The following is a 20,283-nucleotide window of genomic DNA, read 5'->3' as shown; positions in this document are numbered from 1 at the left end:
ATGACTGAGAATATGATACACGATCAAGCAAGCGGCCTGCGTCGCTTAACCCAACCATCATTGACCAAAGTAATTGCTGTTACTGGTGGTAAAGGTGGTGTGGGGAAATCAAACGTAACACTGGGTTTGGCGATTTCTATGGCTCGTCAAGGCAAAAAAGTGATGGTTCTCGATGCAGACTTAGGTCTGGCGAATGTTGACGTGATGCTCGGTATCCGTACAAAGCGTAACTTAGGACATGTCCTGGCCGGTGAATGTGAGCTGAAAGATGCGATTGCTGAAGGCCCTTACGGCATTAAGGTCATTCCGGCAACGTCTGGCACTCAGAGCATGACCGAACTGTCTCATGCACAACATGCCGGTCTCATTCGTGCTTTTGGTAGTCTTGAAGACGAAATGGATGTTCTGCTGATTGATACCGCGGCCGGTATTTCTGACATGGTGATCAGTTTTTCACGTGCGGCTCAAGATGTGGTGGTCGTTGTGTGTGATGAACCAACCTCAATCACGGATGCGTACGCGTTAATTAAATTGCTGAGCAAAGAGCATCAGGTTCAGCGCTTTAAAGTGGTCGCGAACATGGTTCGTAGCTACCGGGAGGGCCGTGAATTGTTTGCCAAACTGACACTTGTCACTGAGCGATTCCTGAGCGTCAGTCTTGAGCTGGTCGCCTGTATTCCGTTAGACGATAACGTACGGCAGGCAGTTAAACGACAAAAAATTGTCGTAGATGCCTACCCACGTTCGCCAGCTGCTTTAGCGATCAGTTCGTTAGCAAACAAAGCGTTAACGTGGCCAATTCCGAAAACCCCGAGCGGACACTTGGAGTTTTTTCTTGAAAGTCTGCTAAGTCGTAGCGAATTCACAGAGGATCCGTTTGGTGAATAATGCAGTAACCTATAACCAACACGGTAGATTCAATAGTCAGCAGTCGTTCATTGAGCGTTACTCTGTGTTAGTTAAGCGTATTGCTCATCACCTCTTAGGTCGTTTACCGCCGAGTGTTCAGGTAGAGGACTTAATTCAGGCTGGCATGATTGGTCTTATCGAAGCTCAGCAGAATTACGATGGCACTAAAGGTGCGAGCTTTGAAACGTATGCTGGCATCCGTATTCGTGGAGCCATGTTAGACGACATGCGTAAAGGCGATTGGGTACCGCGTTCTGTTCATAAAAATAATCGCGAAATTAATCAAGCGATCGCAGCGCTGGAAGGCATTCTGAATCGTGACCCGAGTGACTCGGAAGTGGCCGCGCATCTCGGGATGTCACTGAATCAATACCATAGTGCATTAACTGATATAAACTGCTCAAAGATAGTCGGTATTGAGGATTTAGGTGTTTCGGACGATGTGTTTTCACCTGCTGACGAAAGCGACGACAGCAACCCGTTTAAAGGTGTAGCCGATGAGTCGTTTCGTCATGCACTGGTTGAGTCAATAAAACAGCTTCCGGAGCGCGAAGCTTTGGTTCTGTCACTTTATTATGACGAAGAACTGAATTTAAAAGAGATTGGCGATGTATTGGGTGTAAGCGAATCTCGCGTAAGTCAAATACTGAGTCAATCGATGCAACGTTTACGCACCAAGCTCAGTGCGTGGACACAAAATAATTAAAAACACTGACTTAAGATTCAGTGGAGGCAATTTTGAATAAAAACATGAAGATCCTTATTGTTGACGATTTCTCAACAATGCGCCGTATTGTTAAAAACCTGCTTCGTGATTTGGGTTTCAATAACACGCAGGAAGCAGACGACGGTTTAACTGCTTTACCAATGCTGAAAAAAGGTGACTTCGATTTTGTGGTAACGGATTGGAACATGCCTGGTATGCAAGGTATCGATCTGCTGAAACATATCCGAGCAGATGCCGATCTTAAACACCTTCCAGTTCTGATGATCACCGCTGAAGCCAAGCGCGAGCAGATCATCGCAGCGGCTCAGGCTGGTGTAAATGGTTACATTGTGAAGCCATTCACTGCTGCAACATTAAAAGAAAAACTAGAGAAAATTTTCGAGCGTTTATAACTCTCTTACTCTTTGTTATTCGAGCCATTTATTCCAAATAAAAATACTCAAAAATGGCTCGATTAGCGTTTCCCAAAGCGATAAGAAGAACAAAACGTAAAGGGTCTATTCAGAATGATCTCACTAGAGCAGGCGAAGTCGCTCGTTCAGATGCTAGAGAACGGGCAACAAGAGCAAGCCAATATGCTCGTTGCCTCGTTATATGAGGGTACCGAGAATCTGATGCTTCAAGAAATTGGAGCCTTAACTCGTGATCTTCACGATTCACTAAAGCAGTTCAATCTCGATCAACGCATGACCGAAATTGCAAAAGATGAAATCCCTGATGCAAGGGATCGTCTGAACTATGTGATTGAGAAAACCGAGCTGGCAGCCAATAAGACGATGGATGCGGTCGATTACTGTCTTCCTATAGCCGATAACTTAAATGATTGCCTGCAACAAGTCCGTCCTCAATGGAATGAACTGATGCGTGGTCGCATTGAGTTAAGCGAATTCAAATCACTTTGTCATCGAATCGACGAGCTACTCGTTCAGGTTGAAGGCGACAGTACTGAGTTACGCGGTCAGTTAACGGAAATCCTTATGGCACAAGACTTCCAAGACTTAACTGGCCAAATTATTCGCCGAGTCATTACATTGGTGAATGAAGTTGAAGGTCGTTTAGTCGATATTCTTACCGTTTTCTCTGGCAATAAACCAGAACAACAGGCTCAAGTTGTGGCGAAATCTGCCGATAAAAAGGCAAAACCATCTAGTGAAGCCGAGGGCCCAATTCTTCATGCTGAATTGAGAGAAGACGCGGTTTCATCGCAGGACGAAGTCGATGACTTATTGTCCAGTCTTGGATTTTAAAGGTAACGTATGAGCTACGATTTAGACGAAGATATTCTTCAGGACTTCCTCATTGAAGCCGGGGAAATTCTCGATCTGCTTTCTGAGCAGCTGGTAGAATTGGAAAACAACCCGGATGACAAAGAGTTACTTAACGCTATTTTTCGCGGGTTTCATACGGTAAAAGGGGGCGCAGGCTTCCTTTCATTGACTGAACTGGTTGATACTTGCCATGGTGCGGAGAACGTATTTGACGTATTGAGAAATGGTCAACGTTCCGTCACGCCAAAGCTTATGGACACCATGCTCAAGGCGCTGGATACGGTCAATACTCAGTTCCGGGCAGTACAAGAACATGAGGTGCCTGTAGCAGCCGATCCGGCCCTTCTTGAAGAACTCCATCGCTTATGTAAGCCGGAATCAGAACACGAGACTGTGACAATCGCGATTGAAGAGCCTGTCATTTCTTCCGAGCCGATAATTCCAGAACAAGAAACCGCTGCTGGTGCAAGCATTGGTTCTGTGGACGAAATTACTCAAGACGAATTCGAAAAGCTATTGGATGAACTGCACGGCAAAGGCGCTGCGCCTGGTGTGGTTAAATCCGCCTCTGCTGAGTCATCACAAGCTAATGTCTCTGCGAGTGATAGCGATGATATTACTGATGACGAATTTGAACGTCTGCTTGATGAGCTTCATGGTGTAGGAAAGAGCCCATCGAATTCGATGACAACTCCAGTTGAGCCTCCAAAAGCGCCGGAACCTGTGACTCCAATAAGTGACGTATCTTCCAGTGACAGTGATTTGATGACGGATGAAGAGTTTGAAAAATTACTGGATGAACTGCATGGAACAGGGAAAGGACCGTCGGTTGAAGAACTCGATATGGCGACCAAACCTGCATCTGCGAACGTAACAGCAGAAACGCCGAAAGCACCAGTTTCAATACCACAACCACACGCAAAACCAACTGCGGTAAAAGAAGACACTAAAGTTTCGGCACCTGCGGTTAAAAAGCCACAAGCGGAAGCAACCGTCCGTGTTGATACCTCAACGCTTGATACCATCATGAATATGGTTGGTGAGTTAGTGTTGGTGCGTAACCGTTTATTAAGTCTTGGCTTAAATAGCAACGATGAAGAAATGTCGAAAGCGGTGGCGAACTTAGATGTTGTAACCGCTGACCTGCAAGGTGCGGTAATGAAGACGCGCATGCAGCCAATCAAAAAAGTGTTTGGCCGCTTCCCGCGTGTCGTTCGCGATTTGGCGCGTAACCTGAATAAAGACATTGTGCTGGAAATGCGCGGTGAAGAAACGGATCTCGATAAAAACCTGGTGGAAGCGCTGGCCGATCCTCTGATCCACTTGGTTCGAAACTCGGTAGACCATGGCATCGAAATGCCCGATGACCGAGTAAAAGCGGGTAAATCACGCACAGGTAACGTGATTCTTTCGGCATCTCAGGAAGGGGATCACATTGAGTTGGCGATCATCGATGACGGTGGTGGCATGGATCCGAATAAGCTTCGTGGTATTGCCGTCAAACGCGGCATGATGGATGAAGATGCCGCTGCTCGCCTGACTGACAAAGAGTGCTTCAACTTAATTTTTGCGCCGGGTTTCTCAAGCAAAGAGAAGATCTCTGATATATCTGGTCGTGGGGTTGGGATGGATGTGGTGAAAACCGCAATCAATACCCTCAATGGTTCCATCGATATCGATTCTGAACTTGGCAAAGGCACCAAAATTACCATCAAAGTGCCGCTGACATTAGCGATCTTACCCACCCTGATGGTCGGTGTCGGTGGCCATCCGTTTGCATTACCTTTGGCATCGGTTAATGAAATCTTCCATCTAGATTTAAGCCGTACGAACGTTGTCGATGGTCAGCTGACGATTATTGTCCGTGATAAATCTATTCCATTGTTCTATCTGCAAAACTGGCTGGCGACTAAGTCATCTCCTCGAGTTCAGGAGCGTACTGGCCACGGTCACGTCGTGATTGTTCAGATCGGCAGTCAACGTGTTGGTTTTGTCGTTGATACCTTAATAGGGCAAGAAGAAGTGGTGATCAAACCGCTGGATAAATTATTGCAAGGTACGCCTGGTATGGCGGGTGCGACGATCACCAGTGATGGCCATATCGCATTGATTCTTGATGTGCCAGATTTACTTGCGCGGTACGCATCGTCTTCACGCATTTAAAAAGCGGACGTTTAGAAAAGGAATAAAATGGCGATTAAAGTACTAGTCGTTGATGATTCGAGTTTTTTCCGTCGTCGCGTTAGCGAAATCATCAATTCAGAATCGCGCCTTGAGGTGATCGACGTTGCGGTTAACGGCAGAGAAGCGGTAGAGAAAGCCAAAGTTCTCAAACCTGATGTCATTACCATGGATATTGAAATGCCCGTTATGGATGGCATTACGGCTGTGCGTGAAATCATGGCCGCGTCTCCAACGCCAATCCTGATGTTTTCGTCACTGACACATGAGGGGGCGAAAGCAACGCTCGATGCGCTCGATGCGGGTGCACTGGACTTCTTACCGAAAAAATTTGAAGACATTGCACGGAACCGTGATGAAGCAGTATCGCTACTTCAGCAGCGCGTCATTCAGATCGCGTCCAAACGAGCATTTTTACGTCGACCAGTCACACGAAACGTATCGGTCGGGGCGACATCCTCAGTTCGGCCCCTTACGACCCGTTCTACGGGTTTAACTGCCGCTGCACCGCGCTCTGCTGCTGCGAAGTTTCGCGCATCTGGAAAACGGTATCATCTGACAGCCATTGGCACGTCGACCGGAGGACCTGTTGCGCTGCAAAAGATTTTGACCAATCTGCCTGCGAATTATCCGCATCCTATTGTTTTAATTCAGCATATGCCTGCCACTTTTACTGCCGCATTTGCCAGCCGCTTGAACACCTTGTGCAAGATTCAGGTGAAAGAAGCGCAAGATGGTGATGTATTACAAGCGGGTGTTGCTTACCTCGCTCCTGGCGGAAAGCAGATGATGGTGGATGGCCGTGCTGGTGCGGCTCGTCTGCGTATCATTGATGGCGGTGAAAGAATGAATTACAAACCGTGTGTCGATGTCACCTTCGGCTCGGCTGCGAAAGTGTACGGAGATAAAGTACTCTCTCTGGTGCTTACCGGTATGGGAGCGGATGGCCGTGAAGGTGCACGCATGTTGAAATCAGCGGGCGCAACCATTTGGGCACAAGACGAAGAAAGTTGTGTGGTATACGGCATGCCACAAGCTGTGGCCAAAGCAGGGGTTTCGTCTGAAGATTTACCACTCGACCGCATTGCAGAGCGCATGCTGGTGGAAGTGGGGTTAGCGTAGGACAGATCATGATTATTTGGAGTGTAGCTAACCAAAAAGGTGGGGTGGGGAAAACCACCACCACAGTGACACTAGCCGGTCTGTTAAGTCAGAAAGGTCACCGGGTGCTTATGGTCGACACGGATCCGCATGGTTCACTGACTACGTATCTTGGCTATGACTCAGATAATGTGCCCTCCAGTTTGTTTGATCTATTTCAACTCAAGGCATTCACGCCAGAAACGGTGAAACCGTTGATCATAAAAACTGAGTTGGAAGGCATGGATATCATACCTGCTCATATGTCTCTGGCGACACTGGATCGCGTTATGGGTAATCGTAGTGGTATGGGGCTTATCCTGAAGCGTTCACTTAAAGCTGTCGCAAAAGATTACGATTACGTATTGATCGACTGCCCGCCGATTCTGGGTGTGATGATGGTTAATGCGTTGGCGGCCAGTGACCGTATTTTGATCCCGGTTCAGACTGAGTTCTTAGCGATGAAAGGTCTTGAGCGCATGATGCGCACTCTGACCATCATGAAGAAGTCGCGCCCGGATGGTTTTAAAGTCACAATAGTGCCAACCATGTACGATAAACGTACCTGCGCTTCGTTACAGACTCTGACCCAACTGAAACAGGACTATCCGAATCAAGTGTGGGCATCTGCCGTGCCGATCGATACCAAGTTTCGAGATGCAAGCTTGAAGAGTTTACCGGTTTCACATTTCGCATCGGGCAGTCGAGGTGTATTTGCTTATAAGCAGCTGCTGATTTATTTGCAGAGGTTAATGCTCGATGAGTAATCATGACGTCCTTTCCAGTGAGCAAGCTCTGGATGATTACTTTTGCGCGTTGCTAGGTGAAGATTTAGAAGCCGACGAACCTGATGATGGGCTGGATTTGCTCGCTCGGGAATTATTATCTGTAGAGCCAGAGCCAGAGTGGCAACCGACTAAAGCAGAATCTTATCCATTTTGGGAAGCCAGCTCTGCGGAGTTGGAAGCCCCAAACTTAGACGATGTAGAACGCTTATTAAGTCAGCTTGAGTCTACTAACGTGGTCGACGCGTTAGAGAACGATGACATTCTTGCACAGAACACCATTGCGATTGCGCAGAAAACTAAGCCAGCGACGACAGATGATATTCCATCAGTTGAAAAGTTGGCTGCCACGTGTGAGGAAATTCAGGAGTGGGTTATCGCGGAGTCGGTAACTGAATTCATTCAGCCAGATACTGATTCGATAGAGTCCGTGGTCGAGCAAGTTATTGAAAGCGAAGCTAAAGCAGAAATAGAGCCTGAAACGCAAACAGGTTCAGTCTTATCGCATTCGTGGGAAAGCACACAGCGAACGGAAAATTTTCAAGTGCTTTATTTCGATGTCAACGGCGTCATGTTCGCAGTACCTCTTGATGAGCTGGGCGGTATTCATCGCATCACCGAACTCAACCACTTGATCGGTAAACCCTCTTGGTATTTAGGTTTACAAACCAATCGTGAGCACAAGTTTGATGTGGTTGATACGGCTAAGTGGGTGATGGCAGATAAGCTTCACGATCAACAATACAAAGAGAATTACCAATATGTCGTGATGCTTGGAGAAAGCACGTGGGGGTTGGCCAGTAACCAGTTAATGGGAACGGAAACACTCAATGTCGACAAAGTTCGCTGGCGAGAACTGGCGGGAAAGCGCCCTTGGCTCGCGGGTATGGTAAAGGAAAAAATGTGCGCTTTAATTCACGTCCAGGCACTTATTGACATGCTAAACGCTGGTTTAGACGTCAAATCAATGAATTAGAATGAAGTCGGCAACGACATTAACGAGGGTTAACAATGTCTCAAGCTTTTAATATAGAAGTGAAGAAAGATGCAACGAATGACGAAGTTCTTCAGTGGGTGACGTTCCAGCTAGAAGAAGAAACGTACGGCATTAACGTGATGCAGGTGCGTGAAGTACTTCGTTATACGGAGATTGCACCCGTTCCAGGTGCGCCAGATTATGTGCTGGGTATCATTAACCTGCGCGGTAACGTCGTCACAGTGATCGATACTCGCTCACGCTTTGGCTTGATAGAAGGTGAGGTGACGGATAATACACGTATCATTGTTATCGAATCTGAGCGTCAGGTTATTGGTATTCTGGTCGACAGCGTAGCGGAAGTGGTTTACCTGCGTTCTTCTGAAATTGATACAACCCCTTCTGTTGGTACCGACGAGAGTGCGAAGTTCATTCAAGGTGTCAGCAACCGTGACGGTAAGCTTCTTATCCTTGTTGATTTGAACAAGCTGCTTACCGAAGATGAATGGGATGACATGGCGTATCTGTAATTGGCGGAATGATCATGGCTGAAGTGAATTTATTATCTGTACCTATTATCGCTGGTGGTTTCGCTGTCATTGTGTTCGTGTTGTTTGTCTTGCAACTCCGCATCCGTGCAGGTTTGCAAAACAAGATTGACCAGCAGCGCGCACAAGCTCGGCAAGTCGATAAAGAAGTACAAAAACTGAATAAGCAGTTGTTGGAAGTTCGATCTGTGGTGGTAGGTATTGGACAAAAGGTCACAGAACAACAAGATGTTATTCAGCATCTTAATGAGCGTATCCGCGAGCTGGAACATGCAGATACGGATGGTCGTTTGTATAGTCGAGCATCTAAAATGGTTCAGCTGGGCGCTGATATCAACGAGCTGATCGAAGAGTGCGAACTACCCAAAGCGGAAGCAGAGCTGATGTTGTCGCTGCAGAAGAAGCTGGCAGGTAAAGAGAAGATTCCGTCACTAAGTGGCCACCCATCTGAAGAGCTGAATTATTCAGCACAAGGAAGACGGCGTTAGATTAAAAAAGAAGCTTCGGCTTCTTTTTTGCGTTCAGAGCACGAAAACTTCACGTTTTGCTACTTATGAAATTAAGGCTCTATAGTCATATAACCATTTATAGTTAAATTTATCGGATTGTGTAAGTAAGTTAACAAAAATTCATGAACTTACTTACATCTCTGGTCTCTTGTCCTGTTTCGTCTTAACTAAGCTGTGCTACTATACCCGCTCGTTCATTATTTAGTTGAAGCCCTATGTTAGAAGTGTCTAACCTTACTGCGATCCGTGATGAAAGGGTCCTGTTTGAAAACCTGAAATTTGAAATCAAACCAGGCGAGCTAGTCCAGATTGAAGGGCGAAATGGAACAGGCAAAACGACGCTTCTACGTATTGTGACCGGGTTAGGTGACAGAGAGGATGGCATCATCAAATGGAAGGGAGAAGAGGTTGAAAAGTCTCGTGATGTCTTTCATCGGGATCTGCTGTTTCTAGGGCATCAAACTGGCGTGAAGCGTGAACTAACCGCATTAGAAAACTTACGTTTTTACCAGTTTATTCATAATAATCACACCTCAGATGACGAGATCTTTATTGCGTTGACGCAAGTTGGATTAGCGGGAAGAGAAGACATACCCGTAGCGCAACTCTCAGCTGGTCAGCAACGCCGTGTCGCGCTGGCAAGGCTTTGGCTAAGCAAACAGATTTTGTGGATTCTGGATGAGCCGCTTACCGCGATCGACAAGCAAGGCGTTAAGGTGTTAGAAGCGTTATTTGCCAATCATGCGGATAACGGCGGTATTGTGATTCTGACCACACACCAAGATATGTTCTCCGATAGCCCGAAACTTAGAAAAATAAAACTGGGTGATTGATATGATTTCGTCCATGACCACTATTATCCGTCGTGAACTCTTGATTGCGTACCGCCGTCAAGCCGACATTCTGAACCCGCTTTGGTTCTTTATCATCGTTATCACTCTGTTTCCGCTTAGTATTGGCCCCGAGCCAAATTTGTTAGCACGTATTTCAGCAGGCATTGTTTGGGTTGCTGCATTGTTGTCTGCGTTATTATCATTAGAGCGTCTATTTCGTGATGATTTTCAAGACGGTGCATTGGAACAAATGATGTTGATGCCAATTCCATTGCAACTTGTCGTGATTTCAAAGGTCATAGCTCATTGGTTGTTGACGGGATTGCCTCTAATCTTGATTAGCCCTCTGTTGGCGGTTTTACTTTCTCTTGATTTCGATACTTGGTTGGCAGTGGTGCTTACCTTGTGTATAGGCACGCCAGCGCTAAGTTTTATCGGTGCCATTGGTGTGGCGTTGACCGTTGGGTTACAAAAAGGGGGGGTGCTTTTGAGTTTACTCGTGCTTCCGCTTTATATCCCAATTCTGATTTTTGCAACGTCTGCAATTGATGCCGCGGCGCTCGGTGTAGCGTATAACGGCCAACTGGCGGTTCTCGGAGCGATGCTGATGGGTGCGATAACATTCACACCATTTGCAATCAGTGCAGCGTTGAGGGTTAGTGTTAACTAACATTAACAAATAGCCCCCTTTAAAAGGGCTTACATAATGATTAAAGCACAGCGATGGTTTCGGCCTGAGAGACTGTGTCCTTACAGCAAGAGTGAGAAATACACATGTGGAAATGGCTACATCCTTACGCTAAGCCTGAAGCAGCGTACCGTCTTAGTGGTAAATTCCTGCCTTGGTTTTCTGTATTGGCCCTCGTTTGTTTAACGGTTGGCACCGTTTGGGGGCTCGCGTTTGCGCCTTCAGATTACCAACAGGGTGACAGTTTCCGAATCATTTACATCCATGTTCCATCCGCTATGTGGTCGATGGGTGCTTACCTGTCAATGGCGATTGCGGCATTTATTGGCTTGGTTTGGCAAGTTCGTCTTTCCGACATGGCCGCTCAGGCAATGGCACCCATTGGCGCGGTATACACCTTTATTGCATTGGTGACTGGTGCTGTATGGGGTAAGCCAATGTGGGGAACCTGGTGGGTGTGGGATGCTCGTCTTACTTCTGAACTTATTCTTCTATTCTTATATCTTGGTGTTATTGCTCTGTACCACGCGTTTGATGATCAAAAGACAGCAGCAAAAGCGGCAGGTATTCTGGCGATTGTTGGTGTTGTGAACTTACCAATCATTCACTTCTCAGTGGAGTGGTGGAACACGCTACATCAAGGCGCAACTATCACGAAATTCGAACAACCATCCATTTCAGCCGACATGCTATGGCCTCTGTTGCTGAACATCTTAGGTTTTGCGTTCTTCTTTGGTGCTGTGACTCTGGTACGTTTCAGGAATGAAATCATCAGTAATGAAGGTCATCGCCCTTGGGTTCGTCAAATTGCAACAGCAAAAACTCAGTGAGGTAGCTAACGATGTATTTTGAATCTCTGAGCGACTTTTTGGCCATGGGTGGCTACGCATCATACGTATGGGGCTCGTTCGGCATCACTTTCTTGTCGATGCTGATTCTTTTAGTTACCAGCCTTCGTCGCAGTGATGCGTTATTGAATGAAGTGAAAGCAAAAATTGACCGTCAAGCTCGTATTGACGCAGCGAAGAATATGGAGAACACCTTATGAACCCGAGACGTAAAAAGAGGCTGGGAATTGTACTGGCTATCTTTGTCGGTATTAGTGCTACCATCGGCTTGATGCTTTATGCGCTTAATCAGAATATGGACCTTTTCTACACTCCAACGGAACTGGTCAACGGTAAACCTGATGGTACTAAGCCGGAAGTCGGCCAACGCCTACGTATCGGTGGCATGGTAGTGAACGGCTCAGTGCGCCGTGACCCAGACTCTTTGAAAGTCAGTTTTGACTTGCACGATATCGGCCCCAAAGTGACGGTTGTTTATGAAGGTATTCTTCCTGACTTGTTCCGTGAAGGACAGGGTATTGTTGCGCAAGGCGTTTTGCGTGATGCGACCACTATTGAAGCGTTTGAAGTACTGGCAAAACACGATGAAGATTATATGCCACCAGAAATCGCTGCAGCGATGGAAAAGACGCATGAACCGATGAAGTACAGCTCTGAGCAGACACAAGGAAGCGGCCAATGATTGCAGAAATCGGTCATTTTGCCCTCATATTATCGCTTGCGATGGCAGTGCTGCTGAGCATACTGCCATTATGGGGTGCATCAAATAACAACACCATGCTGATGAACACCGCCCGGCCTCTATCGTGGTCCATGTTTCTCATGCTGTTGTTCTCGTTCGTTATTTTATGCTGGTGCTTTTATGTCAACGACTTTACGTTGCAATACGTAGCCAGTAACTCAAACAGTCAATTACCTTGGTATTACCGTTTAACTGCGGTGTGGGGGGCTCATGAAGGCTCACTACTTCTTTGGGTGTTGATTCAGGCTGCTTGGACAGTCGCTGTAGCTACATTCAGTCGTGGCATGCCACAGGAATCTGTAGCGCGCGTACTTGCAGTAATGGGGATGATTTCGGTCGGCTTCCTGATGTTCATTATCTTCACGTCTAGCCCATTCCTGCGCACCTTGCCTTTCTTCCCAATTGACGGGCGTGATTTGAACCCGCTGCTTCAAGACCCGGGTCTGATTGTTCACCCTCCAATGCTTTACATGGGCTATGTCGGATTCTCGGTCGCGTTCTCTTTTGCCATTGCTTCTTTGATGACTGGTCGTCTCGATACGGCCTGGGCACGTTGGTCTCGTCCTTGGACAACAGCGGCTTGGGTATTCCTTACTTTAGGTATCGCACTAGGTTCTTGGTGGGCATACTACGAGTTAGGCTGGGGTGGCTGGTGGTTCTGGGATCCAGTAGAAAACGCTTCCTTTATGCCTTGGTTAGCGGGTACCGCATTGATGCACTCTCTGGCAGTTACAGAGAAGCGCGGCACATTTAAAGCGTGGACAGTATTGCTAGCGATCTCTGCATTCTCGTTGAGCTTGTTAGGTACGTTCTTAGTGCGTTCGGGCATCCTGGTCTCAGTACATGCGTTCGCATCCGACCCTGCTCGCGGTATGTTTATTCTTGCTTTCCTTGTCTTCGTTATCGGTGGCTCACTGCTACTGTTCGCGGTAAAAGGTGCTTCGGTTCGCGTACGTGGTAACTTCAGCCTGGTATCGCGTGAGAATGTCCTGCTAGGCAACAACGTGTTACTTATCGCTGCGCTTGTCGTGGTATTAGTTGGTACTTTGCTGCCATTGGTTCATAAGCAAATTGGTCTGGGCTCAGTTTCAATTGGCGCACCATTCTTCGACATGTTGTTTGCATGGTTGATGATGCCGTTTGCCTTCTTATTAGGTATCGGTCCGCTGATTCGCTGGAAACGAGACCAATTGTCATCCATCGTGAAGCCTATGGTGATTTCTGGGGTGACAGCATTGGTCTTAGCGGCGGTTTGTGTTTATCTGTTCGCTGACTTCTTCCAAATCATGGCTTACGTCGGTTGGGTCATGGCGATTTGGATCATCGCGATGCATGGTTTTGAGCTACATGAACGAGCGACGCACCGTCATAGCTTCGTCGAAGGTGTAGGCAAATTACCACGTAGCCATTGGGCGATGATGCTCGGTCACATTGGTCTTGCTGTCACGGTTATCGGTATCTCGATGGTGCAAAACTACAGTATCGAACGTGATGTACGTCTGGCACCAGGCGAGCACTTCCAGATCCAGGGTTACGATTTCTATTTCTCTGGCCTGCGTGATAAAGATGGCCCGAACTACGATGGTTACATTGCTGACTTTGAAGTCACGCATAATGGTAACTACATTAACTCGTTGCATGCTGAAAAACGTTTTTACACAACGGCTAAATCGATGATGACAGAGGCAGCCATTGACCGCGGTGTTACTCGCGATCTTTACATTGCGATGGGCGAGCGTTTAGAGGACAACCGTTCTTGGGCTGTCCGTATTTACTATAAACCGTTTGTTCGCTGGATTTGGGCTGGTGCGTTGATCATGGCTATCGGTGGTGGTCTGGCTATTTCTGACAAGCGTTACCGCTTCCGTAAATCAACTAAGAAGAGCGCTAAGGTAAAGGAGCAAGTCGCACAATATGAATAAGCACAAAAGTAATAAGAAAGTCTTGTTTATCCCGTTAGTGGCTTTTTTAGTTCTGGCGGGGGTGTTTGCCACTCAGTTGATGCGTAACCAGGAGGGTGATGACCCAACAAAATTGGAGTCTGTGCTTGTTGGAAAAGCAGTACCTGCGTTTCACCTCGAAGATTTGGCTGAGCCGGGCAAACAGTACGACCAATCTATTTTTAAAGGCGAGCCTTTGTTGCTCAACGTATGGGCGACCTGGTGTCCCACCTGTTTTGCTGAGCACAAATACTTAAATGAGCTGTCTGGTAAAGGCGTGAAGATCATTGGTATGAACTACAAAGATGATCGGACGAAAGCTGTGAATTGGTTGAATGACTTAGGTAACCCTTACCTTATCAGTTTGTTCGACGGCAGCGGTATGCTCGGTCTGGATTTGGGTGTCTATGGCGCACCGGAGACGTTCATCATTGATGCCAACGGTGTGATTCGTTACCGCCATGTGGGGGATGTCAATCCGCGTAACTGGAACGACACATTAGAACCGCTGTACAACCAATTGGTTGAGGAGGCGAAGCTATGAGAAAGATGTTTTTAGCGGTATTCGCTGCGCTGACATTCTCGTTGGCAGCTCAAGCGGCTATCGAGGTGTATGAATTTGACAACCTCAAACAAGAGCAGCAGTTCAAAGAGTTAAGCCACACGTTACGTTGCCCTAAATGCCAGAACAATACGATTTCCGATTCTAATGCTGAGTTGGCTCAAGACTTACGCCACAAGGTCTATGAGATGACGAAAGAGGGGAAATCGAAACAAGAAATCGTCGACTACATGGTTGCACGTTACGGTAACTTCGTGACCTACAATCCACCATTTACGGTTGGAACGGCAATTTTGTGGCTGGGTCCTCTGGCTGTTGTACTTGGTGGCTTTTCTCTGATCGTGCTTCGTAGCCGAAAATCTAAAGCCAAAGTAGCGGTAAATAGCGATGAACAATGGGACGAGCAAAAAGAAGCGCGTCTAAAAGCATTGCTAGAAGAAGAGAACAACGGAGATAACAAGTCATGACACTATTTTGGATTTCTACGGCTGTTCTCACATTGATTGCTTGCGCTCTGGTGGCGATGCCTTTGCTCAAACAAAGAGCGAACAACGATGATGTACTGCGTGACGAACTCAATAAAGCGTTTTACAAAGACCGTTTGTCAGAGCTTCAGGAAGAAGCGGAAGAAGGCTTAGTCGAGAGCGAGGAAGACTTAATCTCGGACTTGAAACAATCTCTTCTGGATGATATTCCCGCAGGTAAAAGCACCCAGCAAACAAAAGTATCCCCGGTTGCGGTCATCGTTCCTTCGGTGATTTTAACCGTGGCATTGAGCTATGGTTTGTATTACAAATTGGGAGCTTCCCAAGACGTAGTGAAGTGGCAAGAAGTGTCAGCAAACCTGCCAGCCTTATCGAAGAAACTGATGTCGTCTTCAGCGGAACCTCTGAGTGATGATGAAATGGCAGATTTGACGTTGGCATTGCGTACCCGTCTTCATTATCAGCCAGATGACTCAACTGGCTGGTTACTGTTAGGGCGTATCGCATTGGCAAACCGTGACGTCAATACTGCGATTGATGCGATGGAAAAGTCGTACAAACTTGAGCCACAAGATCCCGATATCATGTTGGGATATGCGCAAGCCTTGATGCTTTCTCAAGAGGAAATGGATCAGAACACGGCGCGTTCTCTGTTGGGTAAATTAATTCAGCAAGATCAAGTGGATTTGCGTGTGTTCTCACTACTTGCATTTGATGCTTTTGAGCGTCAGGACTATCCGGCTGCAATTAAATATTGGGGTATTATGCAGCAGATGATCGGCCCTGAAGATAGCCGCTATGAGATGCTTACCCGTAGTATTGACAGTGCTCGCCAGCAGATGGGTGAAGCGGTTTCTCCGGATCAAAGTGTATCCGTGACCATCAATCTTGCACCAGAAGCGCAAGTCGATTCAAACGGTGTGCTAATTGTATCTGTTCACCGTGCGGATGGTTCACCTATGCCTGTCGCAGCAGCTCGTTACCCATTAGGGGCGTTCCCACGAACAGTGGTGCTGGATGATGGCAACTCCATGTTGCAAGGTCAAAAACTATCGTCATTAGATAAACTTATGGTGCGCGTCCGCGTTGATTCTGATGGCAACGTCGCAACACGTGACCATGACTGGCACGGTGAAAGTGGTGTTGTGGAGTTAGGGCAACCCGTTGAAGTGAATATTGATAAACAGTACTAAAAGTCTCTTGGTCATATCCGTGTAGTGGTATGACTCTAAACTATCAAGTAGAATGAACAAGGCCAGCACTCGCTGGCCTTGTTTTTATACTTAAGTGACTTCTAAACTGTATTGGAATGGTGCGTTTTATAGCAAAGGTCACTTACGTATATTAATAGTCGTTATGGAACATAGAATGTATAACAAGGGTAAATCCATCTTCTTGTTGCTGTTTGCAGTTGGACTGGTTGGCTGTTCAAGTGCACCTGAGGAGGCAGTGACAGAAGAAACAAATCAAACGACTTCTGATGTGTCTGATCCGTTAGAAGGTTTTAACCGTGCCATGTGGGATATTAACTACGATTACTTAGACCCGTATTTAGTACGCCCGGTGTCATTAGCCTATGTGGAATATACTCCGATGCCAATTCGCTATGGTATCGCCAACTTTCTGGCCAACTTAGATGAGCCAGCAAGCATGGTGAATAACCTGCTTATGGGGAATGGCAGTAAAGCCGTGGATCACTTTAACCGTTTTTGGATTAACTCCACCTTTGGTCTTTTAGGTCTGGTCGATATTGCGACGAAAGCGGGAATTACAAAATACGATGAAAAAGTCTTCAGTGATGCCGTCGGTCACTACGGTGTCGGCAACGGCCCATACTTTATGGTTCCGGGTTATGGGCCTTACACGTTACGTGAAGTCACCGATACGGTAGATAGCATGTATGTACCGCTGACCTATCTCAACATCTGGGCGAGCTTAGGTAAATGGGCATTCGAAGGGATGGAAAAACGCGCATTGCTCGTTCCTCAGGAAGCGCAGCTAGATAATTCGCCAGACCCTTATGTATTAACGCGTGATATCTATATCCAGCGCCAGAACTTTAAAGCTGAAGTGGATACGGTCAAAGAAGTCGATGCAGAAGAAGAAGCCTATCTAGACGAATATTTAGACGACTTTTAACCTATTCTTCGTGAATTCATATAGATAAAAAAGGCTTAGCACTCGCTAAGCCTTTTCGTTTTTGGAAAATTAAAAACGATAGTTCGCCTGAACACCAATCAACCAAACATTACCTGTTGTTTCGCCGACAAACTGACCACCAACTTGCTCTGCACTGTCATCTGATTCGTAGCCACGTGATTCTGTGATAGATGCGTCTTTAGCAAGGATATAAGTGAAACCAGCATCCAGGCTTAAATCTTTGCTCCAGTCATACGTCGCACCTATGCTGAGCCAGGTACGGTCGGTTTCTGGAATAGTAATCGTACGGTTTTTATCGCTCACTGCAGAAGTGTCATAAGCGATACCTGTTCTTAGCGCCAGTTGCGGTTTTAGCTGGTACGTTGCGCCTAATGCAAAGCGGTAGTTATCTTCCCAGTTTTCCACTTTAACCATGTGTGTACCGGCAGTCTCCAGATGTGCTTCGAGCTTCTCGAACGAGCTCCAGTCAGTCCAGTTAAAGCTTGCATGTAGCGCCAGTTTATCAGTGATTTGGTGGAAGCTAGCCAGTTCTGCTGTCGCTGGTAGTGTGAGATACATGTATCCGTTATCGCGAGTTTGCGGTAGTAAAGGTGTCCCGAAACCAAAACCTATGCCTTCAGCATGACCCTGAAGTTTAAGCTCTACTTCTGATTTGTATGCGAAACCGATGCGGTGGCTGTCGTTAATTTGCCATGCCGTACCAACTTGCCAACCCCAGGCCGTGTCGTCACCTTCCATGTACTTAAGCGTCGTATCTTGAGGAAGACCCAATGCATTCATCGACGGTGCAGTTGCGCCAAAGCTGCCTTCACCAATTATGTAACGAACACCAGCACCAATGCTTACTGCGTTGTTGATTTTGTACGCTGTATTTAGGTTGGCTTCCATTGTTGTTACGCTTGCTTCGTTACCAAAGTGCGATGCAGAGAAGCCCTTGCCAAGCTCTGTTTCCATGCCGTAGTTAGTGCCTAGCGCTAAGCCTATCGCAAACTTGTCATTATATTGGTGTGATAGGTAAAAGTTAGGAATGATCGCGTCATGGGCGAAGTCATCTGAAGATGCTGGGATATTACTTCCATAAAAATTCACATCACCTTCAACATCAAGATTTGGGTTCACATAAATGGCACCAACAGATACTTGTGTGCCTTCTAAGTAAGTCAGCATGGCTGGGTTGCGCCATTGTGCACTAGCATTATCTGCCATCGCGGCTTCACCAGCGTACGCTCGACCTAATCCTGTTGCGGAAAACTCAGCAAGTTGGAAACCTGCTGCTTGAGTCATGCCTGAAGTTCCCAGTAGGCCTATTGCTACTGTCACCGATAGAAGGGTCTTGTTGGTTTTCATTCTGATGTTCGCTGAATTGTTAAAAAACGTGATACAAAATTTTAAAGATAGAGCTTTTACTTTAGAAATGAAAAGCCGGAATTTTAACGTTTTTGGAATTTAATTCTTTTATTTGGTTTGTTATAGACTAAAAAACCATTTAGCGAGGGGCTGAGAAAGATATTCAGCGAACAGTTGTGCGTCCTAAAGCGGTTTTTTAGATACACGTGTTCACTGAAAAAGAATGGACAATAAATCTTAGATAAGAAAAAAGGCTGGAAATCCAGCCTTTTATATAAAGTTTGTTTTAAATAATGACGTCACTGCTGATTAGAAGCTGCGGCTGTATTGTAAGCCTACTAGAATCGCGTCTGCGTGAGTTGTCGCGCTTACACCAGTAGAAAGTACACCAGGAACCAGGGTTGTACTTTCGTTCACTTTAATGTCATCACCCATTAGGTAGGTGAAGCCAAAGTCGACGTTTGACTTGCTGTCGAGATGGTAAGTGAAACCTGTCGAGAACCACTGACGGTCTGAGTCTGGTACAGAAATAGACGTTACATTGTCTTGTGCGCTTGTGTCGTACATGTAACCCGCGCGAAGCGTCCACTCATTGTTCAGGTAGTAAGTACCACCAATCGCGTAGTGCCAACCGTCCTGCCACTGATAGTTCTTCGCATAGCTGCCAGTCAGCATGCCTTGGTTCAGCTTCTCAAAATCAATTTGGTCGAAATCTTTCCAGCCAATGTATTGCACACTGTAGTGCACAGCAAATTGAGTGTCTTTGATTTTGTGGTAGCCAGAGAACTCTGCCATATCTGGTAGAGGTAGCGTGATCTTCTGACCTTCGTCGTCTTTCGCTTCAAATTCTGGACTGTAGTGATACGCAAGACCAAAACGGTTGTTTTCGTCTAGTTCGTAAACCGTACCCACGTTGAAACCCACTGCCCAACCATCTGCTGAATCGACATCAAGAAGTGTAGCACCGCCGACCATAGGAATCGAAGAGTTTGCAACGCGCTTCATTGTGCCTTTACCGTAAATGACATCCAGGCCAGCACCAAAGCTCCATTGTTCGTTTAGGCGGTATGAACCAGCCAGACCAAAGTTAGCGCTTTTCACGTCGGTTAAACCGCCGTATTCCGTAGCTACATAGTTATCCGAGAATTCAGTTTTTGTGCCGAAGTTAGAGTAGGCATTGACGCCCCAGGCAAACTTGTCGTTTACAGGCACAATCAGGTGGATGTTCGGTGCGATAGCGGTATCACCCACATCGTCAACGTCTGCTACTGAGACGCTATTGCCGTTAATGTTATAAGTGGCATCTTTCACTTCAATTAATGAAGTAATGGTTTCAAAACCGACAGACAGTTCCATTTTGTCAAACAGAGCCATTGCTGCTGGGTTACGCGCCATTACTGATGCGTTGTCTGCGATTACTGCATCACCAGCGAACGCGCGGCCAAGGCCTGTGGCTGATTGCGCATTAATTTGGAAACCAGCTGCCATCGTTTGACCTGAGGCAAAAGCTACCGTTACTGCTAAGAGAGTCTTTTTAAACAGACGCTTATTATGAGTCATGTATTTTTCCTTATTAGATTCGTCTCTTTGGACGATAATTTGAGCTTTTGCTCAGTGGCGCAGATAGTAGTCAGT

22 protein-coding genes are annotated in these 20,283 nt (G+C 46.6%); 20 read left to right on the top strand and 2 right to left on the bottom strand.

Annotated elements, in window-relative coordinates; genetic code table 11:
• From ACWYU8_RS02600 to ACWYU8_RS02505, 20 genes are all read left to right on the top strand, one after another.
• Positions 1-888 (top strand): MinD/ParA family protein, encoded by an 888-nt coding sequence (locus ACWYU8_RS02600; RefSeq protein ID WP_457516883.1) that lies wholly within the window; start codon positions 1-3, stop codon positions 886-888.
• Positions 881-1,615, top strand: coding sequence for an RNA polymerase sigma factor FliA (locus ACWYU8_RS02595; protein ID WP_457516881.1), 735 nt, complete (start codon positions 881-883; stop codon positions 1,613-1,615). Before ACWYU8_RS02600 ends, ACWYU8_RS02595 begins: the two co-directional genes overlap by 8 nt.
• A gap of 44 nt (positions 1,616-1,659) precedes the next feature.
• Positions 1,660-2,028: a chemotaxis response regulator CheY gene (gene cheY, locus ACWYU8_RS02590; RefSeq protein ID WP_444495109.1), complete on the top strand. Its 369-nt coding sequence runs from the start codon at positions 1,660-1,662 to the stop codon at positions 2,026-2,028.
• Positions 2,029-2,142: 114 nt separating this feature from the next.
• Positions 2,143-2,883 (top strand): protein phosphatase CheZ, encoded by a 741-nt coding sequence (locus tag ACWYU8_RS02585; RefSeq protein ID WP_457516879.1) that lies wholly within the window; start codon positions 2,143-2,145, stop codon positions 2,881-2,883.
• Between the two features lie 9 nt (positions 2,884-2,892).
• Positions 2,893-5,067 (top strand): chemotaxis protein CheA, encoded by a 2,175-nt coding sequence (locus ACWYU8_RS02580; RefSeq protein WP_457516878.1) that lies wholly within the window; start codon positions 2,893-2,895, stop codon positions 5,065-5,067.
• Between the two features lie 27 nt (positions 5,068-5,094).
• Positions 5,095-6,207 (top strand): protein-glutamate methylesterase/protein-glutamine glutaminase, encoded by a 1,113-nt coding sequence (locus ACWYU8_RS02575; RefSeq protein ID WP_457516877.1) that lies wholly within the window; start codon positions 5,095-5,097, stop codon positions 6,205-6,207.
• An 8-nt stretch (positions 6,208-6,215) separates the two neighbouring features.
• On the top strand, positions 6,216-6,992 hold the full coding sequence (locus ACWYU8_RS02570) for a ParA family protein (RefSeq protein WP_457516874.1): 777 nt from the start codon (positions 6,216-6,218) through the stop codon (positions 6,990-6,992).
• Positions 6,985-7,986 carry a chemotaxis protein CheW gene (locus ACWYU8_RS02565; protein WP_457516872.1) on the top strand — a complete coding sequence of 334 codons (1,002 nt, stop codon included), beginning with the start codon at positions 6,985-6,987 and terminating at the stop codon, positions 7,984-7,986. Before ACWYU8_RS02570 ends, ACWYU8_RS02565 begins: the two co-directional genes overlap by 8 nt.
• A 35-nt stretch (positions 7,987-8,021) precedes the next feature.
• Positions 8,022-8,516 carry a chemotaxis protein CheW gene (locus ACWYU8_RS02560; protein WP_457516870.1) on the top strand — a complete coding sequence of 165 codons (495 nt, stop codon included), beginning with the start codon at positions 8,022-8,024 and terminating at the stop codon, positions 8,514-8,516.
• Between the two features lie 14 nt (positions 8,517-8,530).
• On the top strand, positions 8,531-9,022 hold the full coding sequence (locus ACWYU8_RS02555; protein WP_457516869.1) for a DUF2802 domain-containing protein: 492 nt from the start codon (positions 8,531-8,533) through the stop codon (positions 9,020-9,022).
• 236 nt (positions 9,023-9,258) lie between these two features.
• On the top strand, positions 9,259-9,876 hold the full coding sequence (gene ccmA / locus ACWYU8_RS02550) for a cytochrome c biogenesis heme-transporting ATPase CcmA (RefSeq protein ID WP_457516867.1): 618 nt from the start codon (positions 9,259-9,261) through the stop codon (positions 9,874-9,876).
• A gap of 1 nt (position 9,877) precedes the next feature.
• Positions 9,878-10,546, top strand: coding sequence for a heme exporter protein CcmB (gene ccmB / locus ACWYU8_RS02545; protein ID WP_457516865.1), 669 nt, complete (start codon positions 9,878-9,880; stop codon positions 10,544-10,546).
• Between the two features lie 104 nt (positions 10,547-10,650).
• Complete coding sequence (locus tag ACWYU8_RS02540) at positions 10,651-11,394, top strand: heme ABC transporter permease (protein WP_457516863.1); 744 nt, start codon at positions 10,651-10,653, stop codon at positions 11,392-11,394.
• Positions 11,395-11,405: 11 nt separating this feature from the next.
• Entirely contained in the window at positions 11,406-11,612 is a 207-nt protein-coding gene (ccmD, locus tag ACWYU8_RS02535; RefSeq protein ID WP_457516861.1) for a heme exporter protein CcmD, read from the top strand.
• Positions 11,609-12,094, top strand: a complete 486-nt coding sequence (ccmE, locus tag ACWYU8_RS02530; RefSeq protein ID WP_014232639.1) for a cytochrome c maturation protein CcmE — start codon at positions 11,609-11,611, stop codon at positions 12,092-12,094. Before ccmD ends, ccmE begins: the two co-directional genes overlap by 4 nt.
• Positions 12,091-14,076 (top strand): heme lyase CcmF/NrfE family subunit, encoded by a 1,986-nt coding sequence (locus tag ACWYU8_RS02525; protein ID WP_457516859.1) that lies wholly within the window; start codon positions 12,091-12,093, stop codon positions 14,074-14,076. The genes ccmE and ACWYU8_RS02525 overlap by 4 nt, the downstream gene beginning before the upstream one ends.
• Positions 14,069-14,638, top strand: a complete 570-nt coding sequence (locus ACWYU8_RS02520; RefSeq protein ID WP_457516857.1) for a DsbE family thiol:disulfide interchange protein — start codon at positions 14,069-14,071, stop codon at positions 14,636-14,638. The genes ACWYU8_RS02525 and ACWYU8_RS02520 overlap by 8 nt, the downstream gene beginning before the upstream one ends.
• The gene (locus ACWYU8_RS02515; protein ID WP_457516855.1) at positions 14,635-15,123 is read left to right on the top strand and encodes a cytochrome c-type biogenesis protein; all 489 of its coding nucleotides are present in this window, start codon (positions 14,635-14,637) and stop codon (positions 15,121-15,123) included. The genes ACWYU8_RS02520 and ACWYU8_RS02515 overlap by 4 nt, the downstream gene beginning before the upstream one ends.
• Positions 15,120-16,334, top strand: coding sequence for a c-type cytochrome biogenesis protein CcmI (ccmI, locus tag ACWYU8_RS02510; RefSeq protein WP_457516853.1), 1,215 nt, complete (start codon positions 15,120-15,122; stop codon positions 16,332-16,334). Before ACWYU8_RS02515 ends, ccmI begins: the two co-directional genes overlap by 4 nt.
• A 175-nt stretch (positions 16,335-16,509) precedes the next feature.
• Positions 16,510-17,280, top strand: coding sequence for an MlaA family lipoprotein (locus ACWYU8_RS02505; RefSeq protein WP_457516851.1), 771 nt, complete (start codon positions 16,510-16,512; stop codon positions 17,278-17,280).
• Between the two features lie 69 nt (positions 17,281-17,349).
• Here ACWYU8_RS02505 and ACWYU8_RS02500 read toward each other — a convergent pair whose 3' ends face one another.
• Both ACWYU8_RS02500 and ACWYU8_RS02495 read right to left on the bottom strand, forming a co-directional pair.
• On the bottom strand, positions 17,350-18,648 hold the full coding sequence (locus ACWYU8_RS02500) for an outer membrane protein transport protein (protein WP_457516849.1): 1,299 nt from the start codon (positions 18,646-18,648) through the stop codon (positions 17,350-17,352).
• A 309-nt stretch (positions 18,649-18,957) separates the two neighbouring features.
• The gene (locus ACWYU8_RS02495; RefSeq protein WP_457516848.1) at positions 18,958-20,208 is read right to left on the bottom strand and encodes an outer membrane protein transport protein; all 1,251 of its coding nucleotides are present in this window, start codon (positions 20,206-20,208) and stop codon (positions 18,958-18,960) included.
• Positions 20,209-20,283 lie beyond the last annotated feature (75 nt).

The organism is Vibrio limimangrovi, from assembly GCF_054064025.1.
This window is presented reverse-complemented; position numbering and strand designations above follow the sequence as displayed.

Coding starts and splice junctions, on each gene's coding strand:
- ccmI (WP_457516853.1), top strand. CDS start 15,120: ATGACACTATTTTGGATTTCTACGGCTGTTCTCACATTGATTGCTTGC.
- ACWYU8_RS02580 (WP_457516878.1), top strand. CDS start 2,893: ATGAGCTACGATTTAGACGAAGATATTCTTCAGGACTTCCTCATTGAA.
- ACWYU8_RS02600 (WP_457516883.1), top strand. CDS start 1: ATGACTGAGAATATGATACACGATCAAGCAAGCGGCCTGCGTCGCTTA.
- ccmA (WP_457516867.1), top strand. CDS start 9,259: ATGTTAGAAGTGTCTAACCTTACTGCGATCCGTGATGAAAGGGTCCTG.
- ccmE (WP_014232639.1), top strand. CDS start 11,609: ATGAACCCGAGACGTAAAAAGAGGCTGGGAATTGTACTGGCTATCTTT.
- cheY (WP_444495109.1), top strand. CDS start 1,660: ATGAAGATCCTTATTGTTGACGATTTCTCAACAATGCGCCGTATTGTT.
- ACWYU8_RS02515 (WP_457516855.1), top strand. CDS start 14,635: ATGAGAAAGATGTTTTTAGCGGTATTCGCTGCGCTGACATTCTCGTTG.
- ACWYU8_RS02565 (WP_457516872.1), top strand. CDS start 6,985: ATGAGTAATCATGACGTCCTTTCCAGTGAGCAAGCTCTGGATGATTAC.
- ACWYU8_RS02540 (WP_457516863.1), top strand. CDS start 10,651: ATGTGGAAATGGCTACATCCTTACGCTAAGCCTGAAGCAGCGTACCGT.
- ACWYU8_RS02525 (WP_457516859.1), top strand. CDS start 12,091: ATGATTGCAGAAATCGGTCATTTTGCCCTCATATTATCGCTTGCGATG.
- ACWYU8_RS02560 (WP_457516870.1), top strand. CDS start 8,022: ATGTCTCAAGCTTTTAATATAGAAGTGAAGAAAGATGCAACGAATGAC.
- ACWYU8_RS02585 (WP_457516879.1), top strand. CDS start 2,143: ATGATCTCACTAGAGCAGGCGAAGTCGCTCGTTCAGATGCTAGAGAAC.
- ACWYU8_RS02555 (WP_457516869.1), top strand. CDS start 8,531: ATGGCTGAAGTGAATTTATTATCTGTACCTATTATCGCTGGTGGTTTC.
- ACWYU8_RS02570 (WP_457516874.1), top strand. CDS start 6,216: ATGATTATTTGGAGTGTAGCTAACCAAAAAGGTGGGGTGGGGAAAACC.
- ACWYU8_RS02495 (WP_457516848.1), bottom strand. CDS start 20,208: ATGACTCATAATAAGCGTCTGTTTAAAAAGACTCTCTTAGCAGTAACG.
- ACWYU8_RS02505 (WP_457516851.1), top strand. CDS start 16,510: ATGTATAACAAGGGTAAATCCATCTTCTTGTTGCTGTTTGCAGTTGGA.
- ACWYU8_RS02520 (WP_457516857.1), top strand. CDS start 14,069: ATGAATAAGCACAAAAGTAATAAGAAAGTCTTGTTTATCCCGTTAGTG.
- ccmD (WP_457516861.1), top strand. CDS start 11,406: ATGTATTTTGAATCTCTGAGCGACTTTTTGGCCATGGGTGGCTACGCA.
- ccmB (WP_457516865.1), top strand. CDS start 9,878: ATGATTTCGTCCATGACCACTATTATCCGTCGTGAACTCTTGATTGCG.
- ACWYU8_RS02575 (WP_457516877.1), top strand. CDS start 5,095: ATGGCGATTAAAGTACTAGTCGTTGATGATTCGAGTTTTTTCCGTCGT.
- ACWYU8_RS02500 (WP_457516849.1), bottom strand. CDS start 18,648: ATGAAAACCAACAAGACCCTTCTATCGGTGACAGTAGCAATAGGCCTA.